Source organism: Streptomyces sp. Je 1-4 4N24, assembly GCF_026239515.1.
Taxonomy (GTDB): domain Bacteria; phylum Actinomycetota; class Actinomycetes; order Streptomycetales; family Streptomycetaceae; genus Streptomyces; species Streptomyces nigrescens.
On sequence record NZ_CP110836.1, the window covers coordinates 2422760 to 2435309 of the forward strand.

Here is a 12550-nt window from a genome sequence, read left to right on the forward strand (position 1 = left end):
CCGTCCGGACGGGTGGGACTAGTCGAGGTAGTCGCGCAGCACCTGGGAGCGCGACGGGTGACGCAGCTTCGACATCGTCTTCGACTCGATCTGGCGGATCCGCTCACGCGTGACGCCGTAGACCTTGCCGATCTCGTCCAGCGTCTTGGGCTGGCCGTCGGTGAGACCGAAGCGCATGGACACCACGCCGGCCTCACGCTCGGAGAGGGTGTCCAGCACCGAGTGCAGCTGCTCCTGCAGAAGCGTGAAGCTGACCGCGTCGGCCGGGACGACCGCCTCGGAGTCCTCGATGAGGTCACCGAACTCGCTGTCGCCGTCCTCGCCCAGCGGGGTGTGCAGCGAGATCGGCTCACGGCCGTACTTCTGGACCTCGATGACCTTTTCAGGGGTCATGTCGAGCTCCTTGGCCAGCTCCTCCGGGGTGGGCTCACGGCCCAGGTCCTGGAGCATCTGGCGCTGGACGCGCGCGAGCTTGTTGATGACCTCGACCATGTGGACGGGGATACGGATCGTACGGGCCTGGTCGGCCATGGCGCGGGTGATGGCCTGGCGGATCCACCACGTCGCGTAGGTCGAGAACTTGTAGCCCTTGGTGTAGTCGAACTTCTCGACCGCACGGATCAGACCGAGGTTGCCCTCCTGGATCAGGTCCAGGAAGAGCATGCCGCGGCCCGTGTACCGCTTGGCCAGGGAGACGACCAGACGGAGGTTGGCCTCCAGGAGGTGGTTCTTCGCCCGGCGGCCGTCCTCGGCGATGATCTCCAGCTCGCGCTTGAGCTTCGGGGCGAGCTTGTCGGAGTTCGCCAGCTTGTCCTCGGCGAACAGGCCCGCCTCGATGCGCTTGGCGAGCTCGACCTCCTGCTCGGCGTTGAGGAGCGGGACCTTACCGATCTGCTTGAGGTAGTCCTTGACCGGGTCGGCGGTGGCGCCGGCCGCGGCGACCTGCTGAGCAGGGGCGTCGTCCTCGTCGTCGTCGGACAGGACGAAGCCGGCGTTCTCCGCGCCCTCGGCAGCCTCGGGTGCCTCGCCCTTACCGGGCGCCGGGGTCTCCTCGGTCACCTCGTCGTCGAGCAGCTCGTCGACGTCCTTCTTGGACGCGGTCTTCTTCGCGGTGGCCTTCTTGGCCGTGGTCTTCTTCGCGACCGTCTTCTTGGCGGTCGCCTTCTTCGCCGCGGCCTTCTTCGCAGGCGCGGACTCGGACTCACCGGCCGACGGGTCCGCCACGGGGGCGGGGGCCGCGGCTGCGGTGGTCTTCTTGACCGTGGCGGCCTTCGCCGCGACGGTCTTGGTGGCGGTGCGCTTCGCCGGACTCTTCGCTGCGACGCTCTTGCGGGTGCGCTTGGGCGCCTCTGCGGCACTGACCATCAGCGTCACACCCTCCTCGTCGAGGATTTGGTTGAGGCTGCGCAGAACGTTCTTCCACTGGGTTGGCGGAATCTGGTCAGCCTCGAAGGCCCGACGCACGTCATCGCCGGCGATCTGCCCATCTGCCTTTCCCCGCTCGATGAGCGCCATCACAGACTCGGACTCGGCGATCTCCGGCGGGAGCGTACGGGATGTGCTGGCCGACACGAACAACCTCTCGGAACGATGGAAACGGCTTCCGACCCCGTCCTGTGTGGATCGGAGCCGACGACCGCCGGTGGGGATGGACCGACGGCGCAGGGGCAACCGGGGAGTTGAACAGCGTCACGAACGCCGCTCGTATTCCCTCCTCGGCTATCACCTCTTAAGTCATCGCGCTTCCCTGAAGAGCGTTACGCCCAATCTGCGTGGCCCGAGTCACACCCCATAACGACCCATTCCCAGTCATATGACATGCAACCCTCCCAAGGTCTCTCGCCGGATCCGGTCGACGACCCGGATCCGGCGATCTCGTGCGCCATCGCCGCGTACGGCGTGCCCTGCCCGGAGGGGTGTGCAGGGCACGGGGGACGCGCGGCGCCTACAGTCCGTACGCGGTCGGGTACGGCCTTCAGTGCTCGCGGGGCGCGGGGACGACGTGGTCCACGGGCGTCCCGGAGCCCTGACCGACGGCCTCGCCGTGGGCGGCGAGGAGCTGCCGCATCGCGGATTCGGCCGCCGTGGCGTCGCCGGATCCGATGGCGTCAACGACCCGCATGTGCTGGCCCACGGACGTCTCGACCGGTCGCTCGCAGCCGCCGCCGGGGCCACCGGAGACGTGCAGGGCGGCGGAGACGATGCCCGAGAGGTGCTCGAGCATGCGGTTGCCGGCGAGCTGCAGCAACAGCGAGTGGAACTCGGCGTCGGCGCGGGAGAAGGTCATGGTGTCGCCCTGGGCCGCGGAGTGGCCCATGATCTCGACCATGTCCGCCAGCCGCTGCTGGATGTCCTCACGGCCGTGGCCGGCGGCGAGCCGGGCGGCGAGGGGCTCGATCGTCCAGCGCAGCTCACACAGCTCACGGCGCTGGTCGTCGCGCTGTGGCCCGTAGGCCCGCCATTCGATGATGTCGGGGTCGAGGAGGTTCCAGTCACTGACCGGACGCACTCGGGTGCCCACGTTCGGGCGGGCGCTGACGAGGCCCTTGGCCTCGAGGACTCGCAGCGACTCACGGACGACGGTGCGGGAGACCTCGAAGCGCTGGCCGATCTCCTCGGGGACGAGCGGGCGGTCGGCGCCGAGATCGCCGGAGACGATCATCTGGCCGAGCTGCTGGACGAGTTGGCCGTGCAGGCCACGGCCGCGACTGCCGGCCGCGCGACGGCCGACCCGGCCGATGTCTGCTTCGGAGCCGTCCCAGACCTGCGAAACCCGCTCGGCACGGTCCTGGCCGGCTGCGTTGTTGGCGTTCGCGGCGTTGGCCGCGTTGGCGTAGGGGTAGCGGTCGAGCTCGCCCGGGCCTGCGAGGCCGGTGTCGCCGGGGCGAGCCGCGGTCATCATGGTGTGCGCAAGGGTACTCACGCATCTTTTGTCGGCGACACCCTGAACACCCTTGAGGTCTTTGGTGAAAAGCACACGAAAGGGTGATCGCCCCCCATCCCCGAATTGACGCTTTATCGGAAAGAAATGCGCTCTCCCAGGCGAGTTGTGGACAGCGGCCACAACAACAGGACGCCAAAACATATGCATTTCTCGATCAGCGGCTGAAGCCACCCGACAGCGTGGGGACATCGCCGCAGACCAGACCGGTCGGCGGCAACACCGTTGCACCGACTAGGGGTTGGTGCGTGAGCCGCATCACGAACAGAGGCACCTTGGTCGATTCCGAACGGACTCTTGACGCGGCCCCTGAACGGCAGGACGACCCCAGGAGAGGCGTTATGGGAAGCGCCGCAGACAATCCCATTGCGGGGGAACGGAATACGCCGACACCCCGCACTCGCGGCGGGGCTCAGTCGGTCGGCAGCGCGCCCAACTGACGCCATGAAAAGGCCACTCGATGGGCAGCGGCGACGCAGTCCACCCAAGGGGGAACGTCGGGGCGAGGGCGGGTGAGCAGGAAGCAGGGCGAGCGGGCCGACGCGTCAGGGGCGTCGGGCGTAGTTCGTTCGGGCCGGGCGCCAGGGAGGTGGCGCCCCGGTCGAGCGGCGCTGCACGACCAGGCGCGCGGACGGCAGCCGGACGCAAGCCGTGGGGAGCGCCGGGCGGCCCGGTAGTGCGAGGCATCGCACCCCTCGTGGGGCGTGAGGCCGGTCGGGAGCTGCGGGGGACACGAGAGGACTCACCCGGCCAAGGTACCGCAATATGTCCTATTGTCTCGCAATTGTTCCAATTTGATGGTTCGCCGTGTCACCGCGGGTGAACTTCGGTCCCACGGTGCCTGTAGCCGCACCCCGGCCTCAGACCTCCGGGCGCAGCATCGGCGGGTTGAGCAACGTCGCCCCACCGGCTCTGAACAGTTGTGCGGGACGGCCGCCCTGACGCGTCGTCGTACCGCCCGTGGGCACCAGGAACCCGGGGGTGCCGGTCACCTTGCGATGGAAGTTGCGGGGGTCGAGCGCGACGCCCCAGACCGCCTCGTATACCCGACGCAGCTCGCCGACGGTGAACTCGGGCGGGCAGAAGGCCGTGGCCAGCGAGGAGTATTCGATCTTCGAGCGGGCGCGCTCCACACCGTCGCCGAGGATCCGGGCGTGGTCGAAGGCGAGCGGGGCCGCCAGCTCGCCCTCCCGGGTGTGGGTGTCGTCCTGCTCCAGGAGGGTCTCGACCGGTGCCCAGCGTGCGCTGTGGGCGTCGCCGCCGGCCTTGGGAGCGGGCAGGTCGGGGGCGAGGACCAGGTGCGCGACGCTGACCACCCGCATCCGGGGGTCCCGCTTGGGGTCGCCATAGGTGGCGAGCTGCTCGAGGTGTGCGCCGTAGACGGGCGACGAGCCCGCCGGGGACTGGGGGTGCAGACCGGTCTCCTCGGCGAGCTCCCGGGCGGCCGCGCCCTCGAGGTCCTCATCGGCCCGGACGAATCCACCGGGCAGGGCCCAGCGGCCCTGGAACGGCGGCTCACCGCGGCGCACGGCCAGCGCGCACAGGGCGTGGCGGCGCACGGTGAGCACGACCAGGTCGACGGTGACAGCGAAGGGCGGGAAGGCCGACGGGTCGTAGGGAGGCATGGGCGTGATCATAGTCGTCCGCCTGACGATAAACAGGTCCGAAGCACCTCAGGAGCCCAGCTGCAGACCGTCCGCCGCGGTCTCCACCACCCCCATGCCGAGTCTGCTGATCCGTACGGCGAACGGCTGCTCCGCGACGCTCAGGCCGGTGAGCTGCAGTGCGCCGAGCGGGGCCGTGGCGGGCGGCCGCACGGACACTGTCCCGGCGGGAACGTCGGGGCGCAGGCCGGCGAGTGCGACCAGTATGTGCACCGCGCCGGCCGCCGCCACGGCTGCGGGGCGGCAGGCTGCCGGATGTGGCACGGGGGCACCGCCGGCGGTGCGCTGCTCCCCCGCGTACATCTCGGGGAGGCGGTACCCGAAGCCGTCCGCGGCGTCGAGGACCCCTTTGGTCAGAGCGCCGGCTGTCCGCTCATGGCCGGCCGCGGCCAGCCCGGCGGCGGCGATCGCCGTTTCGTGGACGCGGACCGCGCCGCTGCGGTGCCCGAACGGGTTGTAGCCGCTCTCCTTGACGCCCAGTCCGCGCAGGCCCCATCCGGAGTCCCTGGCCGGGCTGCCCAGCAGTCCGGCCAGCTGGTCGGTCTGTGCCGCGTCCAGCAGGCCGGGGGCCAGCGCGCCGCCGCCGAGCAGGCCGGTGTCGAGCAGCGAGGCGGTCGTGGAAGCGAGGTGCGGAACAGGTCGCCCGTCGGCGGTGAGCAGGGCGGCGGGGCGGCCGCCCGCGCAGTCCTCCAGCCAGAAGTCCCTGCGGAACCGGGTGCGCAGATCGTCGGCCCAGTCACGTAGCGCCGCCGCGTCGGAGGATCCGCAGGAATCGAGGAGATCGGCACCCAGGAGGGCGGCACGGTGGGCATGGGCCTGGGTCTCGCAGCGGTACGGGCCGCCGGGAGCCGGGTCGGGGACGTAGCCTCCGGAGCCGCCGCCCGGTGGGTCGGTGACGATCCTCAGCCATCGCAGACAGCGCTCCGCTGCGGGGAGGAGCCGCTCCGTCTCACGTTCGGGCAGACCCCAGCGGCGGGCCTCCGCGAGAACGGCGGGGAACAGAAGGGTGGCCTCGATGCCGGTGCAGCTCGGTGGGGCGTGTGGTCCGGCATCCCTGAGCGGCCCGGGGATTCGGCCGAAATCCGCCCCTGGTGCGGCTTGTTGACCACGGGCGAGCGCGCGCAGCGTGCCCGCGGCGAGCCGGGTGCCCAGGGGAAGCAGCATCCGGGCGGCCCACAGCGCCTCGACCGGCGCAAGGCCGCAACGCCAGGGGAATCCACCGGCGACATACAGGTCCGCGGTGGCCGCCGGGTCGCGCATCACCAGGCCGTGGAGATCGTCGAGACTGCCCGCCATAAGTGCGTCGGCCCGAGGGTCGTCGCACTCCACGCGGGCCGCCGTCCAGGGACGCGGCGGCCGGTCGCTGCGCGCCCGCGGGGCGACCGGCCCGGTGCGTGGGCCGGGGATACGGGCGGTACCGGGGCGCCGGTGGTGCCCCGGAGTCCCGCCCGGTCCGCCCTTGTCGTGTTCCAGTCCAGCTCTCAGTTCGATGGTCTGGCGGGCACCCGGCGGCAGATTCAGTTCCCAGCGCAGCAGGCCCGCCGATGCCAGCACATCCGCGGGGCCGGGCGTCGCGGACACCACCGTGTGTACACCGGCCCCGGACCAGCGGAGTCCGGAGCCACGGACCACGGCCCGCAGGCCGGGGCCCGGGAGGCCGACGGCGACGGCACCGAGCTCCGCGAGATCCATGCCCAGCCGGATCTCGACCGGAAGCCGGACGGGCCGGTTGGCGCTGCTGCGGAACGTGATCTGCTCGGTGCCGTCGGCGGACCGCTCCCTCTCCACGTGGATCTCCGGATCCGGCCCGCGCTCGCCGATCCTGCGGATCGTCCCGATGAACCGGGCACGGTCCGCTCCGGCCAACCGGCCCTGGACAACGAGCGGTTCCTCGCCCGCGACCAGCAGTTCGCAGCGGGACAGGACCCGCCGGCCATCGCGATAGAAGCCGTCCATGCCCTGGCCGGTCAGCTGCCCCGACGCCGGGGAGACAGCGAGGGACGGGAGGGCCACACAGATGAGTGAGGAGTGGACGGGTTGCGGTTGTGGGGCCCGGGGCGGGGCCGTGCGCCGCGCTCCGGGCAGCCGGTGCGCCGGCTGAGCAGTGGGGACGATGCCTGGCACGCGCTGTGCTCCCTGGTGAGGTCGGGACTCCCTACGGATTACGCCACTCGGGTGAACGTTCCGAACGGCGCCCAGGTCACGCCGGCCGCGCAGAAGCGGCCCGGTCACCGACGGCTCCGGTCGCCGTCCCGGCCGGCCCTGCGCCTGCTGCGCCCGTCGGTCGTACGGGAGCCCGGGCCCGTGGCACCGCGCGGTCCCCGGGGACGGCCGGCGGGGCCGGGGCGGGCCGGCCCGGGGCGTTTCGTGGGCCGCGGCGTCTCCTCGGCGGCCGGAGTGGTGGAAGGCGTGGGCGCCTCGGTGGCAGCCACCGCCTCTCGGTGCTGCTCGCGCAGGCAGCGGCGCAACGGCTCCGGATCGAGGCCTTCGTTGATGGCGTGGTGCAGCAGCTGAGCGAAGGTGTAGTCGGGGTCGATGGCCAAGGCGCAGCTGAGGGCGACGCGCGCCGAGGGTCCGTCCTCGGTGGACCAGCACACCCAGCCGGCGAGGGTGAGCGGTGCCACCGCGTGTTCGGCATAGCCGCCGGCGCAGCGCCGGGCGAGGGCGCGCCAGAGCCGGAGGACCGGCGCGGCGGCGGAGCCGTCCATCCACTCCGCCGCCCGGTCACGGGTGACCCGGTCCTGGAGGCCGAGAATCAGATCGGCGGCCTCGGCGTCGGTGATCAGTGCGTCGTCGCAGGCGTCCCTGGCCCGGTTGCTGCCCGAGGGGGTGTCCTGACGGAACCGGTGGATCATGGCGCCGGCCAGCTCGAGGGTGTCCCGGCGGACGGCCGCCGCACCGTCCCGCCGGAGCATGCGCGGCACCAGCGCACCGGCTGCCGTGTCCAGCACCTTTTCCTGTTCGGCGGCCCGCGGGCCGGTGCGGGGCCTCAGCCTGGCCTCCATCTCCTTGAGGGAGCCGCGCACCTGCATCCCCGCGTATGCGGCGGCCGCGGCCATCACGGATGTCCCGGGCATGACCAGGGGTGTGCCCTCGGCGGGGCAGCAGCGGAAGTCGGGGCAGCAGTAGGACCAGAAGCGGCCGTTGGAGAGGCAGAGGGCTTCCAGGACCGGTACGTCGAGCGCACCGCAGGCGGTACGCAGCCGCTGGGCGAGGGGGCGGAGCCGGTCCTTGACGTCCTTGCCGCTCTCGCCCGCCGCGGGCTCCTGACAGAGGTAGACGATGATCGCCGCGGGCCGTTCGTCACGCTCCTGACCTGCCGAGATCAGACAGTCGGCGAGCTGGTCGGCAACGTCCGGCCAGTGCGCGCGGTCGGTAGGGATGCCGAGCCTGACCCGGCCGCCGAAGCGTCCGCGCTCGCTGTGCAGAGCGACCATGACCACGCTGTCGTCCGGATAGAAGCCGAGAAGATACGGCAGGGCGTCGGCAAGCTCGGCCGGACTGCGCAGGGTGACCTGGGCGTCGGCGGACGGTGCCGTGGCCTCATCGGTGGGAGCGGTGGAGTGGGAGGGGTCGGACGGGGTCGGGGAGCCGGCGATGTAGGCAGGGTGGGAGAGGGCGGAAGGGTTGGTGGTGTCTGCGGGACCAGCCGGGCCGGCCGGTTCCGCGGTGCTGTTGGGGTCAGTGGGACCAGTAGGTGCGATGCGCCGGGAGGGCCTGGCGGCGCTCGGCGGGTTGGCCGGGGCCGACGGCTTGGGCGGGCGGGGAGAGTTCGAGGGGGTCTGGGCGGACGAGTCGGAGGAGGTGTCGGCGGGCTTGCTGTCGCCGCTGCGCTTGCTCGGGTCGCTGTGCGGATTCATGGCTCGAAGATCCCGCGGCCGGCCGCTGCACCGCGACCCCTGTGGATAACTCTCGGGCGACGAGGTTATCCACAGGTTCGGGCGGGGGTTCGCGCGATGTCAGTGGCATCGGGTTGCATGGGGGCATGAGCAACGAAGATCTGCGTGCCGCAGCCGATGCCGTCCTGACCCGCCTCGTCGGGGATCCGGGCGGCGAGGTCAGCCTGCGGGAGGATCAGTGGCGCGCGATCGAGGCCCTGGTCGCCGACCACCGCCGTGCCCTGGTCGTGCAGCGCACGGGCTGGGGCAAGTCCGCGGTCTATTTCGTCGCGACGGCGCTGCTGCGCGAGCGCGGCAGCGGGCCGACCGTGATCGTCTCCCCACTGCTCGCCCTGATGCGTAATCAGGTCGAGGCGGCCGCGCGGGCGGGGATCCGCGCGCGCACGATCAACTCCGCCAACACCGAGGAGTGGGACACCGTCCAGGCCGAGGTGGCGGCCGGTGACGTGGATGTCCTGCTGGTGAGCCCCGAGCGGCTCAACAACCCCGATTTCCGCGATCAGGTGCTCCCCAAGCTCGCCGCGGCGACGGGTCTGCTGGTGGTCGACGAGGCCCATTGCATCTCCGACTGGGGCCATGATTTCCGGCCGGACTACCGACGGCTGCGCACGATGCTCACCGATCTCCCGCCCGGTGTGCCGGTGCTCGCCACCACCGCGACGGCCAACGCGCGGGTGACGGCCGATGTCGCCGAACAACTCGGGACGGGCGAGGGCTCCACCGAGGCGCTGGTCCTGCGCGGGCCACTGGACCGGGAGAGCCTGAGCCTGGGTGTGCTTCCGCTGCCGGATGCCGCGCACCGACTCGCCTGGCTCGCGGACCATCTGCACGAGCTGCCGGGCTCGGGGATCATCTACACGCTCACCGTCGCCGCCGCCGAGGAGGTCACGGCGTTCCTCCGACATCGGGGGCACACGGTCTCCTCGTACACCGGCAAGACGGAGAACGCGGACCGCCAGCAGGCCGAGGACGATCTGCTCGCCAACCGGGTCAAGGCACTGGTGGCGACCTCGGCGCTGGGCATGGGCTTCGACAAGCCCGACCTGGGGTTCGTGGTGCATCTGGGCTCGCCGTCGTCGCCCATCGCGTACTACCAGCAGGTGGGCCGGGCCGGCCGTGGCGTCAAGCACGCCGAGGTGCTGCTGCTGCCCGGGCGGGAGGACGAGGCGATCTGGAAGTACTTCGCTTCGCTGGCGTTCCCGCCCGAGGAGCAGGTGCGGCGGACCCTGGACGTGCTGGCGGCCGCCGGCCGGCCGGTGTCGCTGCCGGCCCTGGAGCCCCAGGTCGAACTGCGCCGCTCGCGCCTGGAGATCATGCTCAAGGTCCTCGATGTGGACGGCGCCGTGCAGCGCGTCAAGGGGGGATGGACGTCCACCGGCCGGCCGTGGGCGTACGACGCCGAGCGCTATGCGTGGGTGTCACGCCAGCGCGAGGCCGAACAGCAGGCGATGCGCGAGTACGCCACCACGACGGGCTGCCGGATGGAGTTCCTGCGGCGGCAGTTGGACGACGAAGCGGCTGTGGCATGCGGCCGCTGCGACAACTGTGGTGGTGCACGGTTCACCACCGAGGTGTCCGCCGCCTCGCTGGACGCCGCGCGCGGTGAGCTGGGCCGGCCGGGGGTGGAGGTCGAGCCGCGGCGGATGTGGCCGACGGGCCTGCCGGCCGTCGGTGTCGATCTCAAGGGGCGGATCCCGGCGGGCGAGCTGGCCGCGACCGGCCGCGCCCTGGGGCGGCTCTCCGACATCGGGTGGGGCAACCGGCTGCGTCCGATGCTCGCCCCGCAGGCTCCGGACGGCCCGGTCCCGGACGATGTGGCGAACGCGGTGGTCACGGTTCTCGCCGACTGGGCCAAGGGCCCCGGTGGTTGGGCCTCTGGGGCGGCGGAGGCACCGGCCCGCCCGGTGGGCGTCGTCGCGCTCTCGTCGAGCAGCCGTCCGCAGCTGATCCGGTCGCTGGCCGAGCGGATCGCCGCGGTCGGCCGGATGCCGTTCCTGGGCACGGTGTCCTCGTCGGACGACGGTGCCGACGGCAGGATTCCGCGTAGCAACAGCGCCCAGCGGCTGCGGGCCCTGCACGGTTCACTGGGCGTGCCGCCGGAGCTGGCGCAGGCCCTGGCTGCGGCAGATGGCCCGGTGCTGTTGGTGGACGACTTCGCCGACACCGGCTGGACCCTGGCGATGGCCGCCCGGCTGCTGCGCCGGGCGGGAGCAGAGGGGGTGTTTCCGCTGGTCCTCGCCGTACAGGGCTGAGCGCGGTACGCCCCCCGCGGCGGCGAGCGGGGATATTTGGGATTGTTGCGGCGATTCCGGTCATGGGCGGGAATTGCTCGTTGCCGCATGGGTGTGCGACCGCGAGAATTGGAGTTGTTCCCCTTACCGGCCGTCCGTGGTCAGCAGGGCCATGTCGTGGTGCGTACCCGCGCCCGGCCCCCGCCCGACGTGCGGACGCGTAGACGAAGGGAGGAACGTGACCTTCGGCTTCGCCTCGCCCCCGCATATTTCCCCGCCCGCGTCCGCCGATTCCGCCCGACTGGGACGGATGCTGGAGCCCGCAGAATGGGCCTCGGCAGGCATCCCGTTGCTGCGCAACCCCCGTGAGGTCGTCGCCGGCCTGCACGATCGTCATCGCCCGGGGCCGTCGACGGCCATCGTCGCGGTGCTCGATCCGCAGGAGCGGGTGACGGCGAGTGCTTCGTTCACCGAGCTCGCGGCCGCTCCCGACGGCTGGGAGTTCCGCAATGTGCTGTTGGCGCATCTGCGCCGGGTCATCCCGCACGACCTGCGGCTGCGCGCCCCGGTGCGCACCGCCGTGCTGCTCTACTGCCGTGAGGGCGAGTCCCGTTGGACGGAGACGGACGGGGCGTGGATGTGGGGGCTGCGTGACGCCTGCACCCTGCACGGGCTGCGCTGCGGGGCGTACATCACGCTGACCCCGGACCGCTGGCAGGTACTGGGAGAGGGCCGGGGCGGGCGCCGCCCCAGGCCTTCCGCGACGGACGAGCCGCTCGGACAACCGGGCCCCTCGGGGGTGCGGCGCAGGGAGATGCGACGCACGACGGCAGCACGTCCGGAGGCGCAACGTACGGCCGTGAACATTCCGGTGCAGAGCCGGTCGGCGCCGCGGCGTACCGGCGGCGGCGCCCCGGAAGCCCATCGGCACACGGCAGCGCGCTGAGCGGACTGAGCGGGTGGGCTTCCCTGTTCCCGCACGCGGCGGGAGAGCGAGCCGCCCTGCTCGGCACCGCCGTACCGCCCGGGCCTCGCCCGTAGGGTGCGCAGCGAGCCCGACGGCCTCCAGGGCCGACGGGCTGTTGCGAACCGGCAGCGGTCAGGCGTTGGCGCCGAGCACGTCGTTGATCCGCTGCGGGTCACCGCAGACGACCAGCAACGCTCCGGCACGGGCCATCGCCGCGGGCAGCGCCTTGGCGGTGACCTCGTCCGAACCACCGTTGACGGCGACGACCACGACGGGCCGGCCGGTGGCGCGCTCGGCCGCGGCGTCCGCGTAGAACACATCGTCCGCGGCGTTGTGTTGGGCCCAGTAGGACGCCTCACCGAAGGACAGTTCATGCGCGGCCCACGGATGGGTTTCGCCGGTGGTCAGCACCAGGATTTCGCCCGGCGCACGCCCGGAGTCCAGCAGCAGGTCGACGGCCTCGTCGGCGGCGTCGACGGCGCCGTCGGCGGGGGCCGGGATCAGCTGGAGCTGCGTTCCCGCAGCGGTGCCGGGCTCACCGGCAGGCGGCTGCGGGGAGTTGGTGCGCTGCGCCGGCGGAGCGGCGACAGGCCCACGCGGCGGGGCAGCAGGTCCGGGCTTGCCCGGACGGACACTGGACGCGGGAGCGCCGCGCGGAGGCGCGGGGCGGGGACCGGGACCAGGAACGGGGCGGGGGGTCGGCGCGGTACGGCCGGCGGCCGGAGTTGCGCGGGGACCCGGGACACTCTCGTGAATCTGAGGCTCCTCGGGGATGAGAGGCATAAAGGGATGTCTATCAAACGTAAGTGCGGAACATGTCATCGGGTACCGAATTCATGTCCACACCG

8 protein-coding genes are annotated in these 12550 nt (G+C 72.0%); 2 read left to right on the plus strand and 6 right to left on the minus strand.

Annotation, left to right across the window (positions count from 1 at the left end; genetic code table 11):
* Positions 1-18 precede the first annotated feature (18 nt).
* From SLV14N_RS10245 to SLV14N_RS10265, 5 genes are all read right to left on the minus strand, one after another.
* Positions 19-1578 (minus strand): RNA polymerase sigma factor, encoded by a 1560-nt coding sequence (locus SLV14N_RS10245; protein WP_263269094.1) that lies wholly within the window; start codon positions 1576-1578, stop codon positions 19-21.
* A 397-nt stretch (positions 1579-1975) separates the two neighbouring features.
* Complete coding sequence (locus SLV14N_RS10250; protein ID WP_037743267.1) at positions 1976-2977, minus strand: FadR/GntR family transcriptional regulator; 1002 nt, start codon at positions 2975-2977, stop codon at positions 1976-1978.
* Positions 2978-3801: 824 nt separating this feature from the next.
* Entirely contained in the window at positions 3802-4566 is a 765-nt protein-coding gene (locus SLV14N_RS10255) for an NUDIX domain-containing protein (RefSeq protein WP_176740734.1), read from the minus strand.
* Positions 4567-4614: 48 nt separating this feature from the next.
* Positions 4615-6618, minus strand: a complete 2004-nt coding sequence (locus tag SLV14N_RS10260) for a glycogen debranching N-terminal domain-containing protein (protein WP_263269095.1) — start codon at positions 6616-6618, stop codon at positions 4615-4617.
* Between the two features lie 215 nt (positions 6619-6833).
* Positions 6834-8465: a DUF4192 domain-containing protein gene (locus tag SLV14N_RS10265; protein WP_263269096.1), complete on the minus strand. Its 1632-nt coding sequence runs from the start codon at positions 8463-8465 to the stop codon at positions 6834-6836.
* A gap of 125 nt (positions 8466-8590) precedes the next feature.
* On the opposite strand from SLV14N_RS10265, the gene SLV14N_RS10270 reads away from it, so the two are divergent.
* Both SLV14N_RS10270 and SLV14N_RS10275 read left to right on the plus strand, forming a co-directional pair.
* On the plus strand, positions 8591-10756 hold the full coding sequence (locus SLV14N_RS10270; RefSeq protein WP_208680672.1) for a RecQ family ATP-dependent DNA helicase: 2166 nt from the start codon (positions 8591-8593) through the stop codon (positions 10754-10756).
* Between the two features lie 217 nt (positions 10757-10973).
* Positions 10974-11681, plus strand: a complete 708-nt coding sequence (locus SLV14N_RS10275) for a hypothetical protein (protein WP_263269098.1) — start codon at positions 10974-10976, stop codon at positions 11679-11681.
* 153 nt (positions 11682-11834) lie between these two features.
* Here the strand turns inward: SLV14N_RS10275 and SLV14N_RS10280 are convergent, their stop codons facing one another.
* Positions 11835-12485: a hypothetical protein gene (locus SLV14N_RS10280; protein ID WP_208680674.1), complete on the minus strand. Its 651-nt coding sequence runs from the start codon at positions 12483-12485 to the stop codon at positions 11835-11837.
* Positions 12486-12550: the final 65 nt, after the last annotated feature.

Coding starts and splice junctions, on each gene's coding strand:
- SLV14N_RS10255 (WP_176740734.1), bottom strand. CDS start 4,566: ATGCCTCCCTACGACCCGTCGGCCTTCCCGCCCTTCGCTGTCACCGTC.
- SLV14N_RS10265 (WP_263269096.1), bottom strand. CDS start 8,465: ATGAATCCGCACAGCGACCCGAGCAAGCGCAGCGGCGACAGCAAGCCC.
- SLV14N_RS10270 (WP_208680672.1), top strand. CDS start 8,591: ATGAGCAACGAAGATCTGCGTGCCGCAGCCGATGCCGTCCTGACCCGC.
- SLV14N_RS10280 (WP_208680674.1), bottom strand. CDS start 12,485: ATGCCTCTCATCCCCGAGGAGCCTCAGATTCACGAGAGTGTCCCGGGT.